This window comes from Pseudomonas sp. PSE1(2024) (assembly GCF_050990555.1).
In the GTDB taxonomy this organism is placed as follows: domain Bacteria; phylum Pseudomonadota; class Gammaproteobacteria; order Pseudomonadales; family Pseudomonadaceae; genus Aquipseudomonas; species Aquipseudomonas aphyarum.
Genome location: NZ_CP158967.1, coordinates 5,868,333 through 5,886,129, shown reverse-complemented (window position 1 = coordinate 5,886,129; position 17,797 = coordinate 5,868,333). Strand labels below are relative to the sequence as shown.

At 62.0% G+C, this 17,797-nt stretch carries 14 protein-coding genes; 3 read left to right on the top strand and 11 right to left on the bottom strand.

From position 1 onward, the window contains the following. Window positions 1-6: 6 nt before the first annotated feature. From ABTV87_RS26830 to ABTV87_RS26810, 5 genes are all read right to left on the bottom strand, one after another. Window positions 7-2,433 (bottom strand): TonB-dependent siderophore receptor, encoded by a 2,427-nt coding sequence (locus ABTV87_RS26830; protein WP_433898620.1) that lies wholly within the window; start codon window positions 2,431-2,433, stop codon window positions 7-9. Window positions 2,434-2,630: 197 nt separating this feature from the next. Then, entirely contained in the window at window positions 2,631-3,602 is a 972-nt protein-coding gene (locus ABTV87_RS26825; protein WP_085609064.1) for a FecR family protein, read from the bottom strand. Further along, entirely contained in the window at window positions 3,599-4,117 is a 519-nt protein-coding gene (locus ABTV87_RS26820; protein ID WP_039768032.1) for an RNA polymerase sigma factor, read from the bottom strand. Before ABTV87_RS26820 ends, ABTV87_RS26825 begins: the two co-directional genes overlap by 4 nt. 110 nt (window positions 4,118-4,227) lie before the next feature. Next, complete coding sequence (locus ABTV87_RS26815) at window positions 4,228-4,935, bottom strand: 3'-5' exonuclease (protein WP_207984153.1); 708 nt, start codon at window positions 4,933-4,935, stop codon at window positions 4,228-4,230. Then, complete coding sequence (locus tag ABTV87_RS26810; RefSeq protein WP_433898619.1) at window positions 4,932-6,872, bottom strand: putative nucleotidyltransferase substrate binding domain-containing protein; 1,941 nt, start codon at window positions 6,870-6,872, stop codon at window positions 4,932-4,934. The genes ABTV87_RS26815 and ABTV87_RS26810 overlap by 4 nt, the downstream gene beginning before the upstream one ends. A gap of 253 nt (window positions 6,873-7,125) precedes the next feature. On the opposite strand from ABTV87_RS26810, the gene ABTV87_RS26805 reads away from it, so the two are divergent. Next, complete coding sequence (locus ABTV87_RS26805) at window positions 7,126-7,572, top strand: response regulator (protein WP_064599912.1); 447 nt, start codon at window positions 7,126-7,128, stop codon at window positions 7,570-7,572. A 70-nt stretch (window positions 7,573-7,642) separates the two neighbouring features. Here the strand turns inward: ABTV87_RS26805 and ABTV87_RS26800 are convergent, their stop codons facing one another. Then, window positions 7,643-9,820 carry a malate synthase G gene (locus ABTV87_RS26800; protein ID WP_433898618.1) on the bottom strand — a complete coding sequence of 726 codons (2,178 nt, stop codon included), beginning with the start codon at window positions 9,818-9,820 and terminating at the stop codon, window positions 7,643-7,645. A gap of 454 nt (window positions 9,821-10,274) precedes the next feature. Here ABTV87_RS26800 and ABTV87_RS26795 point away from each other — a divergent pair, with 454 nt between their 5' ends. Next, a complete protein-coding gene (locus ABTV87_RS26795; protein WP_007959830.1) occupies window positions 10,275-10,793 on the top strand; it encodes a glycine cleavage system protein R in 519 nt (172 codons plus the stop codon). Between the two features lie 223 nt (window positions 10,794-11,016). On the opposite strand, the gene rarD is transcribed toward ABTV87_RS26795, so the two are convergent. From rarD to ABTV87_RS26770, 5 genes are all read right to left on the bottom strand, one after another. Beyond that, window positions 11,017-11,904: an EamA family transporter RarD gene (rarD, locus tag ABTV87_RS26790; protein WP_007959831.1), complete on the bottom strand. Its 888-nt coding sequence runs from the start codon at window positions 11,902-11,904 to the stop codon at window positions 11,017-11,019. Between the two features lie 66 nt (window positions 11,905-11,970). Continuing rightward, the gene (locus ABTV87_RS26785) at window positions 11,971-12,945 is read right to left on the bottom strand and encodes a serine/threonine protein kinase (RefSeq protein ID WP_085609068.1); all 975 of its coding nucleotides are present in this window, start codon (window positions 12,943-12,945) and stop codon (window positions 11,971-11,973) included. 116 nt (window positions 12,946-13,061) lie between these two features. Next, window positions 13,062-14,963, bottom strand: coding sequence for a PhoX family protein (locus tag ABTV87_RS26780; RefSeq protein ID WP_085609069.1), 1,902 nt, complete (start codon window positions 14,961-14,963; stop codon window positions 13,062-13,064). Window positions 14,964-15,032: 69 nt separating this feature from the next. Next, complete coding sequence (locus ABTV87_RS26775; RefSeq protein ID WP_127800272.1) at window positions 15,033-15,797, bottom strand: TOBE domain-containing protein; 765 nt, start codon at window positions 15,795-15,797, stop codon at window positions 15,033-15,035. A gap of 58 nt (window positions 15,798-15,855) precedes the next feature. Continuing rightward, window positions 15,856-16,596, bottom strand: coding sequence for a ComF family protein (locus ABTV87_RS26770; RefSeq protein WP_433898617.1), 741 nt, complete (start codon window positions 16,594-16,596; stop codon window positions 15,856-15,858). 91 nt (window positions 16,597-16,687) lie between these two features. Here ABTV87_RS26770 and bioB point away from each other — a divergent pair, with 91 nt between their 5' ends. Continuing rightward, complete coding sequence (gene bioB, locus ABTV87_RS26765; protein WP_007959840.1) at window positions 16,688-17,743, top strand: biotin synthase BioB; 1,056 nt, start codon at window positions 16,688-16,690, stop codon at window positions 17,741-17,743. Window positions 17,744-17,797: the final 54 nt, after the last annotated feature.

Sequence of the window (17,797 nt, the reverse complement as noted above, 5' to 3'; positions counted from 1 at the left end):
AGGCGCTTACCACTTGTAGGTGGCGCTGGCGACGACACTGCGCTGGTCGCCGTAGTAGCAGTAGAAGCTGTCGCAGGTGGAAATGTAGTCCTTGTCCAGCAGGTTGGTGGCGTTGAGTGCCAGCGACGCGCCTTTGAGACTGTTGTCCAGACGGCCGAGGTCGTAATGCACGGCGGCGTCGAACACGGTGTAGGCGTCCGCCTTGCCCAGCCAGGTGTTGGCTTTGTCGCCGTAAGTGTTGCCGGTGTAGCGCGCGCCGGCACCGATGCCGAAGCCGTCGAGCACGCCGCTGTGCCAGGTGTAATCGGCCCACAGCGAGGCTTGCTGGTTCGGCATCAGTTGCAGGCGGTTGCCCTTGTCGGCGCCGTTCTGCACTTCGGACTTGGCCAGGGTGTACGCGGCGATGACCTTCAGGTTGTCGGTGACGTCGGAGACGGCTTCCAGCTCCAGGCCTTTGACCTTCACTTCGCCGGTCTGGCTGGTGATCGATACGCCGTTGACGAACGAGCTGACCGAAACGTTTTTCTGGGTCAGGTCATACACGGCCGCAGTCAGCAAAGTCTTGCTGCCTGGTGGCTGGTACTTGATGCCCAGTTCCCACTGCTTGCCTTCGGTCGGTTTGAGCGATTCGGTCGAAGAGGCGTCGGCGCCGCTGGTCGGCTGGAAGGATTCGGCGTACGACAGGTACGGTACGAAACCGGAGTCGAACACGTAGCTGATCGCTGCGTTGCCGCTGAAGGCCTTGTCGCGGTCGGTGTTGGTCGCATCGGCCTTGTTGATGAACTTCGTGCCGGTGTGCACCCAGTCTTCACGACCGCCGAGGGTCAGGCGCCATTGATCCAGGGCCATTTGGTCCTGGACGTAGAGGCCGGTCTGGTAGGTCTTCTGGTTGTAGTCATAGAACGCGGTGGAGCGCGCCGGACGCACGATCGGCTGACCATGGATCGGGTTGTTCACGTTGATGTCCGGCGCACTGCCGAAGATCGAGGTGTAGTTGGTGTTGCTGCGCTGGTGATCCAGACCCAGCAGCAGGGTATGGCGGATGTCGCCGGTGGCGAAGTCGGCCTGGAAGTTGTTGTCCACGGCGAACTGGCTGATGTCTTCGTCGACGATGGTGGTCGAGCGGCCGACGTTGCCATCATTGTCCACTTGAGTGAACGGGTAGGAGCCGACGGTGATGCCCTGGAACGACAGATCCGACTTGGTGTAGCGCAGGTTCTGTTTGAACTGCCACACATCGTTCAGGCGATGTTCGAAGGCATAGCCCAGCGCGTAGTAGGTGCGGTCGTAGTATTCCCAGTCCGGATCGCCCAGATTCTTGTGGTGGGAAACCTTGCCGAACGGCATGTCGATTTTGGTGCCCTGCACCGGCAGGAACTGGCTGGTGATGCCGGTATCGTCGCGGGTGAACTGGGTCAGCAGGGTGAACTTGGTGTCGTCGTCGATGTTCCAGGTCAGGCTTGGCGCGATGTTGTAGCGCTTGTTGTCGACGTGGTCGACCTGAGTGCCGCTGTCACGCACCACGCCGCTGAGGCCATAGAGAAACTGGCCGGCGTCGTCGATCTTGCCGGTGCTGGCGAAGTTGATCTGACGGTGGTTGTCGCTGCCGTATTGCAGCTGGATTTCGCTGCTCTGCACATCGCTCGGGCGACGGCTGACCATGTCCAGCAGGCCGCCCGGCGGGGTCTGGCCGTAAACCGACGAGGCCGGGCCGCGCAGCAGGGCGAGGCGGTCGAGGTTCCAGGTTTCCTGTTTCGGGTTGGCGTACACGCCTTTTGGCAGCGGCAGGCCGTCGAGGAACTGGGTCGGTTCGAAACCGCGCACACGCAGCCAGTCGGCGCGGGTGTCGCTGCCGTAGCTGCTGGCAGTGATGCCGGGCATGTAGCGCACGGCGTCATCGAGGCTGTGCACGCCACGATCTTCCATTTGCTGGCGAGTGGCGACCGAAATCGAACGCGGTGCTTCGACCAGTGCAGTGTCGGTCTTGGTGCCGGCGGCGGTACGGGTGGCGGTGTAGCCTTCGACCGGGCCCCAGGCGCTTTCATAGTTTTCCACGCCGATCACCGAAGTTTCCGGCAGGGCCATCACGCCTTCCGGCAAGGCGACCAGGGTGTAGGTGCCGGCGCTGCTCTGTTCCAGTTGCAGACCGGTGCCACGCAGGGCCGCGCGCAGGGCGCCGGCCGCGTCATATTGGCCGTTGACCGGCGCCGAGGTCTTGCCCGCCGCCAGCGACGGGTTCAGCGACAGCGTGAGGCCGCCCTGGCTGGCGATCTGGTTCAGGGTGGTCGACAACGGAGCCGCCGGCAGGTTGTAGGCGCGTACGCTCGACGCCTGTTCAGCGGCGATCAGTTGGCTGCTGGCCAGCGGGGTGCAGAGGGCAATGGCGACCGCCAGCAAACTGGGGCGCAACAAGGTGTCTAGCGAACGGGACATACGGCGGCTCCTGAATGGAAATATTTCTCAATTGCCTGTGTGCCGGACGAGATTCGAAAAGTGATAGGGCTGGATGAAAATAATTTCGATTAACGAACGACATCGCTGCGCAAGTCAGCAGAAAGTCCGTTTTCATGGGGTGTGAAGGTTCTGTCGCGACCTGTTCGCGACAGCGATTGCTCAGGCAACGCAAGTTGTCAGGGCTTCGGATCAGCCTTGGCCACGGTCACCCACCATGGCGTGTGCTGCTCGATCTGCACCGGCAGGGTCGGCAGCAGGGCGTTCAGCGCCTTGTCGGTGTCGTGCAGCGGGAAGCTGCCGGTGATGCGCAGGTCGGCGACTTCCGGCGCAATGCCCAGATGGCCGCGACGATAGCGACCGAGTTCATGCACCAGGTCTTCCAGGCGCGCGTTGTCCACCACCAGCATGCCGCGGGTCCAGGCATCGGCGCCGGGGTTGAGCGCCACCACCGAATCCAGACCGTTATTGCGGATCAGCACTTGCTGGCCTTCGCGCAGGATCTGTTCCTTGGGATCGGATTGTGGATGCGCCGCGACCGCCGACTGCAACACGCTCAGGCGCGTGCCGGCGTCTTCGCGCTTGACCAGGAACCGCGTGCCCAGGGCGCGCATGCTGCCCTCGGCGGTTTCGACGATGAACGGCCGCGCATCGCCGTGACCGGTTTCGACGAGGATTTCGCCTTCCTGCAACACGATCAGCCGCCGCTTCTCATCAAAGCGGACATCCACCGCGCTGTGGGTATTGAGGTTGAGCACGGTGCCATCGGCCAGGCGCACGGTGCGCTGTTCGCCGGTGGCGGTGCGTTGATCGGCGAGCCAGTAATCCAGCGGTAGATAACGTTCGCCGGCAAACAACGCCAGACCGACCACCGCCACGACACTGGCCAGCCCGCTGCCGAGCTTGCGCACGCGGCGGCGGATGCCTTCGCGCGATTGCAGCAACGCGCTGCGTGCCGGGCCGTTGGCCACGCTGAAACGCTGGTCGAGCATGCCCAACTGACGCCAGGCGCGAGCGTGTTCTTCATTGGCCGCGTGCCATTTGGCGAACTCTTCGCGCTCCAGCGGCGTGCTGGAATCGAGGGTCAATTGCCAGGCAATCGCCGCATCCAGCACATGGGCCGGGACCGGTCGGGAACTGGCCGGGCTCATGTCGGCTCACCGTACAACGCGATGTAGCACTGGCGGATGCCCTGGGCCAGGTACTGACGCACGCGCGGGACCGACACGCCGAGTTTGTCGGCGATCTCGGCGTGGGTCAGACCGTCGAGGCGGTTATAGAGGAAAGCGGCGCGAGCCTTGGTCGACAGCTTGCCGAGCATGCGGTCGATGGCCTTGAGATCTTCGAGGATCAGTTGCTGCTCTTCGACCGAGGGCTGTTCGCCCTCGGGGATCAGCATCAGTTCGGTCAGATACGCCTGTTCAAGCGCCGCCCGGCGGAAGTAGTCGAACAACAAGCCTTTGGCGATCGCCACCAGAAACGCCCGGGGTTCGCGAGGCGTCAGCAGTTCATCGCGGCCGAGCAGGCGGACGAAGGTGTCCTGGCTCAGGTCTTCGGCCCGTTGCGGGCAGGCGACGTTGCGGCGCAGCCAGGCCAGCAGCCAGCCGCGGTGGTCGCGATACAACGCACCGACGAGCTCACTGTGAGGGCTTTGGGCTGAAGACACGACGACACCGACTGGGAAGTGTTAACTAACGAGAATTGTTCGCGATTGTGGCAGAGGTGGGAATGGTTAGCAATTGGCCACCGGTCGGGTTGTCGGGCGACAACCCGGATTCAGAACGAATGCGTCTGCTGGCGGCGTTTCCACTGACTCAGGCGTTGCTGCAGATTCAGCGGGCTGTGGATCTGCTGCTGGCGTGCCCGGCTGAACAGGATCAGCGCCAGTTCCGCCGTGGCCAGAGCGTCGGCGCTCGCATGGTGGCGCTCGAAGACTTCGAGCTTGAACCAGTCGATCCACTCGTCCAGCCCCGCCTCGCGAATCTGCGCCTGCGGGCAAACCAGCGGGGCGATCTGCGCCACATCGAGGAACACCGTCTGCAACTTGTGCCCCAGATGTTCCTTCAATGCGCGGCCGAGCATGTGCTGGTCGAACGAGGCGTGAAACGCCAGCACCGGACTGTCGCCGATAAACTCCAGCAGTTCGACCAAGGCTTCGGTGGGTTCGCTGCCGGCAGCAATCGCGCTCGGTGCCAGACCGTGAATCAACACACTCGGGCCGAGTTTCAGCTCGCGGCATTGCAGGGTGCGTTCGAACTGCTGACTGAAGTCGATCGCACCGTCCTCGATCACCACCGCGCCAATCGACAGCACCCGATCCTTGTTCAGGTTCAGCCCGGTGGTTTCCAGATCCAGCACTACCCAGCGCTGTTCGCGCAGGCTGCACTCGCGCAGCTCACCGATGGCCGGGAGTTTCGTCAGGCGCTGTTGCAGGTCGTCCGGCACAACGGGACTGGCCGGACGCAGCCACGAAAACAGGCTCATAGCTGATACCGCAGGGTCAGGCTGCTTTGCAGGCGCTGGGCCTGGCGCAGGGATTCACGCAGGATTCGCCGGTCCAGATGATTGAGGCTGTCGGGATCGACCCGGTTCGAGTACGGCAGGTTTTCCCGGGTCTGCAGTTGATGCTGTTGCATGCGCGTCTGCTGGATGAAGTGATAGGCCTCTTCGTACGCGGCACCATCCAGTCGGTCGATGATTTCTTTATCCACAAGCTGGCGGAAGCGTTCGAGGGTGTTGTTGGCATCGATGCCATGGGCCAGCGCCAGCAGGCGGGCACCGTCGACAAACGGGGTCAGGCCCTGAATTTTCAGGTCCAGCGTGGCTTTCTCGCCGTTCTTTTTCGTCAGCACGAACTCGCGGAAACGTCCTACTGGTGGACGGTTGCGCAAGGCGTTATCGGCCATCATCCGTTGGAACAGTCGGTTATCAGCGACCTGATCGAGAATCCCCCGGCGCAATTGCTCGCAGCCCTGTTCATCGCCCCAGACCACGCGCAGGTCGAAATAGATGCTTGATCCCAACAGGTTCTCCGGCGTTGCCTCGCGAATGAACGCGGCAAAACGTCGGGCCCATTCGGCGCGGGACAGGCACAGCTGCGGATTGCCGGCCATGACGTTGCCCTTGCACAGGGTGAAGCCGCATTGCGCCAGACTGTTATTGATCTGCTGGGCGATGGGCAGCAGCTTGCCGCGAATCTCCGCCGCATGGGCCGCATCCCGCGCGTCGAACAGAATGCCGTTGTCCTGATCGGTGTGCAGGGTCTGCTCGCGCCGGCCTTCGCTGCCGAAGCACAGCCAGCTGAACGGCACGCCGGGGTCGCCTTTTTCGGCGAGGGTCAGTTCGATCACCCGGCACACGGTGTGATCGTTGAGCAGGGTAATGATGTGGGTGATCTGGGTCGACGAGGCGCCGTGAGCGAGCATGCGCTCCACCAGTTGGCCGATCTCGCCGCGCAGGGTCACCAGTTGTTCGACCCGCTGGGCGCTGCGAATAGTCCGCGCCAGGTGCACCAGATCGACCCGCTGCAGCGAGAACAGATCCCGCTCGGAAACCACACCGCACAGGCGTCGATCCTTGACCAGACACACATGGGCGATGTGCCGTTCGGTCATGGCAATCGCCGCGTCGAAGGCGCTGTGATCCGGCGACAGATAGAACGGCGAGCGGGTCATATGGCGTTCGATCGGCTCGCTGAAATCGCCAACCCCTTCAGCCACTACATGGCGCAGGTCGCGCAGGGTAAAAATCCCTAGCGGCGCCTTTTGCTCGTCCACCGCGACGATGCTGCCGACCTGTTGTTCGTGCATCAATTTCACCGCTTCACGCAGAGGCGTAGACGGGCTGCAGGTCACCGGATGGCGCATGGCCAATTCGCCGAGGCGAGTGTTCAGCGAGTATTGAGTGCCGAGGGTTTCCACTGCTTTTTGCTGGACCTGCTGATTGACCTGATCGAGCAGGCTGCTGACCCCGCGCAGGGCGAAATCGCGGAAGGTGCTGGAGAGGGCGAACAGCTTGATGAACGCCAGTTTGTTCAGTTGCAGGCAGAAGGTGTCTTCGCCGGCCAGGTGTTCGGTGCGAGTCGCCCGTTCGCCGAGCAGCGCGGCGAGGGGAAAACACTCGCCGGTGGTGATTTCAAACGTGGTTTCGGTGCCGCCCTTGGCCGTGTGCGGACGTTCGCCGACCACCCGGCCCTGCTTGACGATGTAGAAGTGTTCGACCGGCCCGTCGGCGGGTTTGATGATGCTTTCGCCCTGACCGTAGAAGCGCAGCTGGCATTGCTCCACCAGATAGGCCAGGTGGGCGTGTTCCATTTGATTGAAAGGGGGGAAGCGCTGGAGGAATTGCAAAGTGCCCTGAATGTTCTGCAACACCGCGGTTTTCCCTGCCTGGGTGAAGGCGTCCGCTTTACTCATAACCATTACCGCAGTCTTTTTCGAATTGTTGTTGTCGGATCGTTGCAGCCATGGTCGACCCCATCGCGCGGGGTGCCCATTGGACGTAAGTCTAGGTTGGGCATGCCGTTGGGGAGTTTTCGGATATGCCCTACAAAATCAGTCGGAAATTCTTCGGTTCGCCCCTTGGAAAAAAATCCGACGAAGTGCACATTGAAGCTCTGCCCAGCGATGTCTGACCACTATGCCAGGGGATCGAATTGAAAACGTAGAGAACGCCATGTCCGACCACGATATTTTGAGCGACGCCGAGCGCGAAGCGCTCAGCGCTGTAATGCTCGAACCCGATCTGCCACCGCAGCGCGTATTGATCGTCGATGACGACAAGGACGCCCGGGAACTGTTGTCGGAGATTCTCGGGTTGGACGGTATTCGTTGCATGACCGCGGCCAGCGGTGAGTCTGCGCTGAAGATGCTCGAGGAAAGGCCCTCCATCGGCTTGGTGATCACCGATCTGCGGATGGGCAATGTTGACGGCCTGGACCTGATTCGTCAGGTGCGTGAATCGGTGCGGGCGGCGATGCCGATCATCATTGTTTCGGGCGATGCCGACGTGAAGGACGCGATTGCGGCGATGCATCTGAGCGTGGTGGATTTCCTGCTCAAACCGATCGATACCGCCAAGTTGCTCGGTCTCGTCAGACATGAGCTGGGCATCGAGCCCTAGCCAATCCGGCGCAAACAAAAAAGCCCTGATCCAAAGATCAGGGCTTTTTCATGTCCGGCATCAGCGCAGGTTACAGGCCGTTGGCAGCCTTGAACTCGCGACGACGACGGTGCAGGACCGGCTCGGTGTAGCCGTTCGGCTGTTTGGTGCCCTCGATCACCAGTTCGACCGCCGCCTGGAAGGCGATGTTGCTGTCGAAGTTCGGGGCCAGCGGACGGTACAGCGGGTCGTTCGCGTTTTGACGGTCAACCACCGGCGCCATGCGCTTGAGGCTTTCCATCACTTGCGCTTCGGTCACCACGCCGTGGCGCAGCCAGTTGGCGATGTGCTGGCTGGAGATACGCAGCGTCGCACGGTCTTCCATCAGGCCGACGTCGTTGATGTCCGGCACTTTCGAGCAACCCACGCCCTGGTCGATCCAGCGCACCACGTAACCGAGAATGCCCTGGGCGTTGTTGTCCAGTTCGTTCTTGATCTGCTCCGGGGTCCAGTTCGGGTTGACCGCCAGCGGGATGGTGAGGATGTCATCGACCGAAGCGCGGGCACGTTTGGCCAGCTCGGCCTGACGGGCGAACACGTCGACCTTGTGGTAGTGCAGCGCGTGCAGCGCAGCGGCGGTCGGCGACGGAACCCAGGCAGTGTTGGCGCCGGCCAGCGGGTGAGCGATTTTCTGTTCGAGCATCGCTGCCATCAGGTCGGGCATCGCCCACATGCCTTTACCGATTTGCGCACGACCTTGCAGGCCGGTGCTCAGACCGATATCGACGTTCCAGTTCTCGTAGGCGCCGATCCATTTCTCGGCCTTCATGTCAGCCTTGCGCACCATCGGGCCGGCTTCCATGGAGGTGTGGATTTCGTCGCCGGTGCGGTCGAGGAAACCGGTGTTGATGAACACCACGCGCTCGCTGGCGGCCTGGATGCAGGCCTTGAGGTTGACCGTGGTACGGCGCTCCTCGTCCATGATCCCGACTTTCAGGGTGTTGCGCTTGAGGCCCAGCACGTCTTCGATGCGACCGAACAGCTCGTTGGTGAACGCCGCCTCTTCTGGGCCGTGCATCTTCGGTTTAACGATGTATACCGAACCGGTGCGGGTGTTCTTGCGCGAAGTGTTGCCGCTCAGGTTGTGCATCGCCGCCAGGCAAGTCACCAGGCCGTCGAGGATGCCTTCCGGCACTTCGTTGCCGTGCTTGTCGAGGATCGCGTCGATGGTCATCAGGTGACCGACGTTACGCACGAACAACAGCGAACGGCCGTGCAGGGTCAGTTCGCTGCCGTCGACCTTGGTGTAGGTGCGATCCGGGTTCATGGTACGGGTGAAGGTCTGGCCGCCCTTGGACACGGATTCCGCCAGATCGCCCTTCATCAGGCCGAGCCAGTTGCGGTAGATCACAACCTTGTCGTCGGCATCGACGGCAGCGACGGAGTCTTCGCAGTCCATGATGGTGGTCAGCGCCGCTTCCATCAGGATGTCTTTGACGCCGGCGGCATCGGTCTGGCCGACCGGGGTGCTGGCATCGATCTGGATTTCGAAATGCAGGCCGTTGTTTTTCAGCAGGATCGCAATCGGCGCATTGGTGTCGCCCTGGAAGCCGATCAACTGAGCTTCGTTGCGCAGGCCGCTGGTGCTGCCGCCCTTGAGGGTGACGACCAGTTTGCCGTCAGCAATCTTGTAGCCGGTGGAGTCGACGTGGGAGCCGGTTGCCAGTGGCGCGGCTTCATCGAGGAACGCACGGGCGAAGGCGATGACTTTGTCGCCACGCACCTTGTTGTAGCCTTTGCCTTTTTCCGCGCCGCCGGCTTCGCTGATAGCGTCGGTGCCATACAGGGCGTCGTACAGCGAACCCCAGCGGGCGTTCGAGGCGTTGAGGGCGAAGCGGGCGTTCATCACCGGAACCACGAGTTGCGGGCCGGCGGTACGGGCGATTTCGTCATCGACGTTTTGCGTCGTTGCCTGGAAATCAGCCGCTTCTGGCAGCAGATAACCGATCTCTTGCAGGAAGGCTTTATAGGCCACGGCGTCGTGCGGCTGACCGGCACGGCTCTGGTGCCAGCCATCGATACGAGCCTGGAAGTCATCGCGTTTGGCGAGTAGGGCTTTGTTCTTCGGCGCCAGGTCGTGAATGACCTTGTCGGCACCTTCCCAGAATTTGTCGGCGGTGAGGCCGGTACCGGGAATGGCTTCGTTGTTCACGAAGTCGAACAGGACTTTGGCGACCTGCAGGCCACCGACTTGAACGTGTTCAGTCATTGCTTGCCTCACTCTGCTCAGCTATTTCGCTTTTCAGCTCTTCAATTTAACAATGAAGCCTCTGGCCATTTAAACCACAAACCCCTCGACCAGTACATGCCATCGCTGGCGGCTGGGCTGGAACCAATCAACGGCTTGGGGGCCTTGCTGACGGGGCTTTCAGGGTTGCGAACGTGCCTTGGGCAGACATCGATCCAGCGTTATGTAGTGCGCGCTGCGGCATACTACATGATGAGTTGCGGTTGTGAAAATCAGACTAATTACGTCGTTCTGCGACCCCATGACGCATTGCGGTCACGGCGCGGAACGGGATGTTCTCAAAAAACCAATGGATTGTTCCAGTTAAATATAAAAAGTTGTACACGATTTGTGATTTCGAGCGTCTGAGGCGTCTGTCGAACGCTTGCCTATACTTGCTTTTCTATAACAAAAGTCATGACAAGAGGGCTGCGCCATGGATCACCTCGTACTCACCGTCTTCGCACCGGACAAGCCCGGGCAGGTCGAGCGCATCGCCCAATGCATCGCCGAACATGGCGGTAACTGGCTGGAAAGCCGCATGTCACGCATGGCCGGGCAGTTCGCCGGGATCCTGCGGGTGGGCGTGCCGGCGGAGGCTTACGACGAATTAGTCGATGCCCTACAAGCTTTGTCGGCTCAGGGGATTCGCGTGCTGGTGGCCGAAAGCGGCATCGAGCAGGCCTGCACCTGGAAACCGATCGCCATGGAACTGGTGGGCAATGACCGACCGGGAATTGTGCGTGACATTACGCGGCTGCTGAGCGAGCAGGGCGTTAACCTCGAACGGCTGGTGACTGAAGTGCGCCCGGCACCGATGAGCAGTGAACCGCTGTTCCACGCCGAGGCGATTCTGGCGGTGCCACTGACCTTGTCGCTGGACGTGCTGCAATCGCGCCTGGAAACCCTTGCCGATGACTTGATGGTGGAACTGGTGCTGCGCACCGATCCCTGAGAACGGATCGGGTTATCCAGTTTAAACGTGCACCTGCCTGTGGATAACCTGTAGAGACTGAGCGCCAGACCACGTCCGCCGTGGCTTGGCGAAGATTGATCAAAAAACCGCCAGCATTCAGTGACTTGCGCACAAACGGCGGGGATCACGCTGTGGATAACCTTGGGAAGGAACGATACAGGCCACGAGAACCGTGGCCTGTGGAGGTTTGTGCGTTTTTTGATCAGCTGCGCCGGCGCAGACTCAGCCACGCATCGACGCTGTACACCGCCAGACCGGCCCAGATAAACATGAAGGCGATCAGCGTGCTGGACGATAAGTGCTCGCCGAACAGCAGCACGGCTTGCAGCAGCACCAGCGTCGGCGCCAGGTATTGCAGGAAACCGAGGGTGGTGTAGGGCAGATGCCGCGCCGCCGCGTTGAAGCACACCAGCGGCACCAGCGTCACCGGACCGGCTGCCACCAGCCACCAGGCTTCGGAGGTGGTCCAGAACTCGGCCTGAGCACTGGTTGCGGTCGGATTGAACAGCAGCCACGCAAGCGCGATCGGCACCAGCATCCAGGTTTCCACCACCAGCCCCGGCAGCGCCTTGACCGGCGCCTGCTTGCGGATCAGCCCGTAGAAACCGAAGGTCAGCGCCAGCACCAGCGAAACCCACGGCAGACTACCCACCTGCCACACCTGCTGCGCCACGCCGACCGCCGCCAGACCGACCGCCAGCCACTGCATGCGCCGCAGGCGTTCGCCGAGGATCAGCATGCCCAGCAGCACGTTCACCAGCGGGTTGATGTAGTAACCGAGGCTCGCTTCCAGCATCCGGCCGTTATTCACCGACCAGACGTAGGTCAGCCAGTTGGCCGCGATCAAGGTGCCGCTGAGCGCAAGAATCGCCAAGCGTTTCGGGTTGTCGCGCAGTTCCTGCCACCAGCCGGGATGCTTCCACACCATCAACAGCAGCGCGCCGAACAGCGCCGACCACAGCACCCGGTGGATGATGATTTCCACCGCCGGCACTTCGGCGATGGCTTTGAAGTAGAGCGGGAACAGTCCCCAGATGATGTAGGCGCTAAGGCCCAGAATGTACCCGCGACGCGGGTTGGCGGCTTGCATGCAGAATCCTTGCTTAGGCAGCTAACAAAGCAGCGATTGTACGGGCAGTTGTATAGACGTGTCGTGTCAGAAAAGCTTCAACGGCTCTTCGTTCAGCGCCGACAGTTGCTCGCGCAACGCCAGCACCTGATCGCCCCAATACCGCTCGCTGCCGAACCAAGGAAAGCTGCGGGGGAACGCCGGATCGTCCCAGCGTCGGGCCAGCCACGCGCTGTAATGCATCAGGCGCAAGGCGCGTAACGGTTCGATCAGCGCCAGTTCGCGCGGGTCGAAGTCGTGGAATTCGTTGTAGCCGTCCATCAATTCCGACAACTGCCCCAGACAATCCTGACGATCGCCGGCGAGCATCATCCAGATGTCCTGCACCGCCGGGCCCATGCGGCAGTCGTCGAGGTCGACGATGTGGAACATTTCGTCGCGGCACATCATGTTGCCGGGGTGGCAGTCGCCATGCATGCGGATGTTCTGGTGCGGCGTGTTGGCGTAGACGTCTTCCACACGCTTGAGCAGGTCGCGGGCGACCGATTCGTAGGCCGGCAGCAGGCTTTTCGGTATGAAGTTGCCTTCCAGCAAAGTGGTCAGCGAGTCATGGCCGAAGTTCTTCACGGCCAACGCTTCGCGGTGCTCGAACGGTTTGGTGCCGCCGACCGCGTGCATGCGCCCGAGCAACTGGCCCAGGCGATACAGCTGATCGAGATTGCCCGGCTCCGGCGCCCGGCCACCGCGACGGGGAAACAGGGTGAAACGAAAACCGGCGTGTTCGTGCAGGGTTTCGCCGTTGTGGATCAGCGGCGCCACCACCGGGATTTCGACGTCGGCCAGTTCGAAGGTGAACTGGTGCTCCTCCAGGATCGCTTCGTTGGTCCAGCGCTGCGGGCGATAGAACTTGGCGATCAGCGGTTCCGAGTCTTCGATGCCGACCTGATAGACGCGGTTTTCATAACTGTTGAGCGCCAGAATGCGCGCGTCGCTCAGGAAGCCGATGCTTTCGACGGCATCGAGCACGAGGTCTGGGGTGAGGGTTTCAAACGGGTGGGCCATGCTGACTCCTGCGCGCAGCAGGCTGCCGCGTCCGGCTCAGCATGGTAGCGCAGACGGGCTGTCTTGAGTGGGATCGTTCCCGTGCAGCGCACGGGAACGATCAGAGCGTCGTCAAATCAGGCGCCGACGATCCCGCCATCCTCACGGGTAATCGCCATCACCGATGAGCGTGGCTTGCCGTTCGGCAGGTGCTCGGGGAAGGTCGAACCGCCGTTCTCGCCCGGGTGCTGAATCCCGACGAACAGGGTTTTCTGATCCGGCGAGAAACTGATCCCGGTGACTTCACAGCCGATCGGCCCGACCATGAACCGGCGAATCTCACCGGTCGCAGGATCGGCGCAGAGCATCTGGTTGTTGCCCATCCCGGCGAAATCACCAGCGTTGCTCGAATCACCGTCGGTGAGAATCCACAGTCGGCCAGCCTTGTCGAAACCGAGGCCGTCCGGGCTGTTGAACATGTTCTGCGGGGTGATATTCGACGAACCGCCCTTCGGCGTACCGGCATGGACGCCCGGGTTGCCGGCCACCACGAACAGATCCCAGGCGAAAGTCTTCGACGCGTGATCGTCGCGGTCGGTGCGCCAGCGCAGGATCTGGCCGTAGACGTTTTTCTCCCGAGGATTCGGCCCGCCCACCGGTTGGCCGTCTTCGCCGCGCTTGGCGTTGTTGGTCAGGGTGCAATAAACCTGGCCGTCTTTCGGGCTGACCACGATCCATTCCGGACGGTCCATGCGCGTGGCGCCGACCACACTCGCCGCCAGACGCGCGTGAATCAGCACTTCAGCCTGATCAGCGAAACCGCTGCTGGCGTCGATGCCGTTTTTGCCGTGGGTCAGTTCGATCCACTGGCCCTGGCCTTTCGGATGGTCCGGGTTGCCGTCGCCGGCATCGAACTTGGCCACGTACAGCGTGCCGTGATCGAGGATGTCGCGGTTGGCCTTGGCGTTGCGGTGGTTGATCTTGTCGCGGCTGACGAATTTGTAGATGAACTCGCCGCGTTCGTCGTCGCCCATGTACACCACGGCGCGACCGTCGTCGGTCTCGGCCAGTGCGGCGTTTTCATGTTTGAAGCGGCCCAGCGCGGTGCGTTTGACCGGGGTCGATTGCGGGTCGAACGGATCGATCTCCACGACCCATCCGTGGCGGTTGAGTTCGTTGGGGTTCTTCGCCATGTCGAAGCGCGGATCGAACGGGTGCCAGTTGATCTCGCGGCTGGCGGCCGACACGCCGTAGCGTTTCTGCGCCGGGTCGAACTGTTGCTGGGCGTTGCTGCTGCCGAAACAGTCGGTGAAGTTCTCTTCGCAGGTCAGATAAGTGCCCCACGGCGTCTTGCCGTTGGCGCAGTTCTGGAAGGTGCCGAGAACTTTCTTGCCGTGCTTGTCGGCGCTGGTTTTCATCAGCTCGTGACCGGCTGCCGGGCCGCTGATACGCAGCGGCGAGTTGCCGTGAATGCGCCGGTTGTAGCGCGAGCCCTGGACGAACTGCCACTGGCCGTTCTTGCGCTGGACTTCGATCACCGACACGCCTTCGCAGGCCAGGGCCTTGCGCACGTCCTCGGCCGACTGCGGCATGCCGCCGTGCGGATAGAGGTAGCGATAGTTGGTGTATTCGTTGTTGATCGCCATCAACGCACGGTTTTTCTCGCCCGGGAATTCGAACAGGCTCATGCCGTCGTTGTTGTCGCCGAACTGCACTTCCTGCGCAGCCGCTGTGCCGTTGCCGCTCGGGTCGAAGGCCGGGCCGTTCTTTTGCAACGGCTGGCCCCAGCTGATCAGCACCGACGACTTGTAGCCTTTGGGCAGGCTGATGGTGTCGGTGGTGGCAGCCGGAATGCTGTCGAAGCCGAGCAGACGGCTGTTGCCGGCGCTGACACTGGCGGCCAGCACGCTGCGGCTCAGCAGGTTGCCGCCGAGGAACATCGCCGCGCCGCACAGCGCGCCGGCGCTGATGAAACCGCGACGGCTCAGGCCGACCATTTTTTCCAAGTCTGTGGATTGGTTTTCTTCTAATAGGCTCACATCAGGCTCCCTGCATGGTTTTGGCAGCCACCTTAATGCGGGTCGATGACGCTTTCGTTGCAGCGCCGGTTAGAGCGGTGTTCCGAGCAGCACATTGGACGGGGAAAACTGCACCTGTACTGGTTGTTCGACCGTCAGGCCACGAGTGCGCAAGTCCAGCGGTTCGGCCAGCGCGCACAGGGTCTGGCCATTGGGCAGGGCGATGCGCACTTCGCTCGGGCCGTCTTCGGCGTCGAGAATCGCCTCGATCCGACCGCTCAGAAGGTTGTGGCCGACGGCGGGCGTGGCCTCTGGCGCGAGCAGTTCGAGCCAGCCGGCCTTGATCAGCGCCACCACTTCGGTGCCCGGTTGCAGCTCCAGGTGCAAGGTGCTGTCGTGGGTGATCTGTGCGTCGATCGACAGGCCTTCGGCCAGTTCGAGGCGGATCAGATCGTTGCGGCCCTGACCTTCGATCAGCACGACTTTGCCGTGCAGCTGATTTCGCGCGCTGGTCCTGAGCATCAGCCGACCGAGCAGGTCCAGATCGCTGGCGTCCTCGGCCGCTTCCAGCACCTGGGCCTGCAAGGCTTGCAGCTTTTGATAAAGGCGCAGCACCCGCTCGCCTTCGCTCGACAACTTGGCGCCACCGCCGCCCTTGCCGCCGACCGCGCGCTCGACCAGAGGCTTTTGCGCGAGATTGTTCAGCTCATCGATGGCATCCCACGCCGCCTTGTAACTCAGGCCGGCGCTTTTCGCAGCGCGGGTGATCGAACCCTGTTCGGCGATGTGTTGCAGCAAGGCGATGCGCTGCGGACGGCGGACGATGTGCTGGGACAACAGAGAGGGCAGGGACATGGCGGACGCTTTGTGCTGAAAGGTTGAGGGAGGACGTTGGCGGCTCGAGGCGTATCCGTCAAGCCGCGTCGCCGGGTTTTGGCGTGCGGGCCAGGCAGTACACATCCACCCGCGCGGCGCCGGCGTCCATCAGCAACCGGGCCAGCGCCTGGGCGGTGGCGCCGGTGGTCAGCACGTCGTCGACCAGGGCCAGGTGCCGGCCTTTCACCTGGGCATCGGGGCTCAAGGCGAAGGCGTGTCGCAGATTGCGTTTACGCGCTTTGGCGTTGAGGGCCTGCTGGGCGTCGGTATCCTGCACGCGCAACAGGCTGTGTTCCTCGCAAGGCAGGTCGAGTGACTTGCCCAGCCACTGCGCCAGCATCGCTGCTTGGTTGAAGCCGCGCTGGCGCAGGCGTTTCGGTGCAAGCGGTACCGGCAGCAGGGCGTCCGGGCGAGGCAGGTCTTCTTCGAAGCGATGTTGCAGGAACTCGCTGAGAACGTCGGCGAGCAAGTGGCCAAGCGGCCATTTGCCGTTGTGCTTGAAACGGGTGATCAGCGTGTCCACCGGAAAGCCATAAACCCATGGCACGGCCACTTGCTCAAAGGCTGGCGGATCCTGCAGGCAGCCACCACAGGTAAGCCCGGCAGCGGGCAAGGGCAGGGCGCACGTCAGGCATTGATCGCCCAGCCACGGCAGATCGGTTTCACAGGCGGTGCAGATCGGGATTTGCGCGTCTGCCGGCTCATCGCACAATAAACAGAGTTGTTTGTTTTTTAACCAGATGTAAACCGGCCGTTCGTAGTGTGGTTGACAGCGCATGACTCTTCCTTAAATATGCCGAACATCCGTGTCGTGCCTGTGGGTATTCCGTTTCCCCAGGCGCCAGCCAAGCATAACCAAGGAACCGCCCATGAGCGCCAGCACCACTGCCACCCTGCGTCACGACTGGACTTTGGCCGAAGTCAAAGCACTCTTCGTTCAGCCATTCAACGACTTGCTGTTCCAGGCGCAGACGGTGCACCGCGCGCATTTCGACGCCAACCGCGTCCAGGTTTCCACCCTGCTGTCGATCAAGACCGGCGCCTGCCCGGAAGATTGCAAATATTGTCCGCAGTCCGGTCACTACAACACCGGGCTGGAAAAAGAAAAGCTGATGGAAGTGCAGAAAGTCCTCGAAGAGGCTGCCCGCGCCAAGGCCATCGGCTCGACCCGTTTCTGCATGGGTGCGGCGTGGAAACACCCGTCGGCCAAGGACATGCCTTACGTGCTGAAGATGGTCGAAGGCGTGAAGGCCATGGGCCTGGAAACCTGCATGACCCTCGGTCGTCTCGATCAGGATCAGACCGAAGCGCTGGCCAAGGCCGGGCTCGATTACTACAACCACAACCTCGACACCTCGCCCGAGTTCTACGGCAGCATCATCACTACCCGCACCTACAGCGAGCGCCTGCAGACGCTGGCCTACGTGCGCGACGCGGGGATGAAGATTTGCTCCGGCGGCATTCTCGGCATGGGCGAGTCCCTCGATGACCGCGCGAACCTGCTGATCCAGCTGGCCAACCTGCCGGAGCATCCGGAATCGGTGCCGATCAACATGCTGGTGAAAGTCGCCGGCACGCCACTGGAAAACGCCGACGATGTCGATCCATTCGACTTCATCCGCATGCTCGCCGTGGCGCGCATCCTCATGCCGCAATCCCACGTGCGCCTGTCCGCCGGCCGCGAAGCGATGAACGAGCAGATGCAGGCCCTGGCGTTCTTCGCCGGCGCCAACTCGATCTTCTACGGCGACAAACTGCTGACCACCGCCAACCCGCAGGCCGACAAGGACATGCAGCTGTTCGCACGTCTGGGCATTCAGCCGGAAGCCCGTGAAGAGCATGCCGACGAAGTGCATCAGGCGGCCATCGAACAGGCGCTGGTGGAGCAGAAGAGCAGCGAGCAGTTCTACAACGCGGCGGTGTAAAAAACTGCGCGGATTCCTCTGAAGGAATGCAAACTCCTGTGGGAGCGAGCTTGC

Bases quoted from the DNA above. Each gene is read 5' to 3' on its own strand.
- ABTV87_RS26830 (WP_433898620.1), bottom strand. From the start codon at position 2,433: ATGTCCCGTTCGCTAGACACCTTGTTGCGCCCCAGTTTGCTGGCGGTC.
- ABTV87_RS26825 (WP_085609064.1), bottom strand. From the start codon at position 3,602: ATGAGCCCGGCCAGTTCCCGACCGGTCCCGGCCCATGTGCTGGATGCG.
- ABTV87_RS26815 (WP_207984153.1), bottom strand. From the start codon at position 4,935: ATGAGCCTGTTTTCGTGGCTGCGTCCGGCCAGTCCCGTTGTGCCGGAC.
- ABTV87_RS26810 (WP_433898619.1), bottom strand. From the start codon at position 6,872: ATGGTTATGAGTAAAGCGGACGCCTTCACCCAGGCAGGGAAAACCGCG.
- ABTV87_RS26805 (WP_064599912.1), top strand. From the start codon at position 7,126: ATGTCCGACCACGATATTTTGAGCGACGCCGAGCGCGAAGCGCTCAGC.
- ABTV87_RS26800 (WP_433898618.1), bottom strand. From the start codon at position 9,820: ATGACTGAACACGTTCAAGTCGGTGGCCTGCAGGTCGCCAAAGTCCTG.
- ABTV87_RS26795 (WP_007959830.1), top strand. From the start codon at position 10,275: ATGGATCACCTCGTACTCACCGTCTTCGCACCGGACAAGCCCGGGCAG.
- rarD (WP_007959831.1), bottom strand. From the start codon at position 11,904: ATGCAAGCCGCCAACCCGCGTCGCGGGTACATTCTGGGCCTTAGCGCC.
- ABTV87_RS26785 (WP_085609068.1), bottom strand. From the start codon at position 12,945: ATGGCCCACCCGTTTGAAACCCTCACCCCAGACCTCGTGCTCGATGCC.
- ABTV87_RS26775 (WP_127800272.1), bottom strand. From the start codon at position 15,797: ATGTCCCTGCCCTCTCTGTTGTCCCAGCACATCGTCCGCCGTCCGCAG.
- ABTV87_RS26770 (WP_433898617.1), bottom strand. From the start codon at position 16,596: ATGCGCTGTCAACCACACTACGAACGGCCGGTTTACATCTGGTTAAAA.
- bioB (WP_007959840.1), top strand. From the start codon at position 16,688: ATGAGCGCCAGCACCACTGCCACCCTGCGTCACGACTGGACTTTGGCC.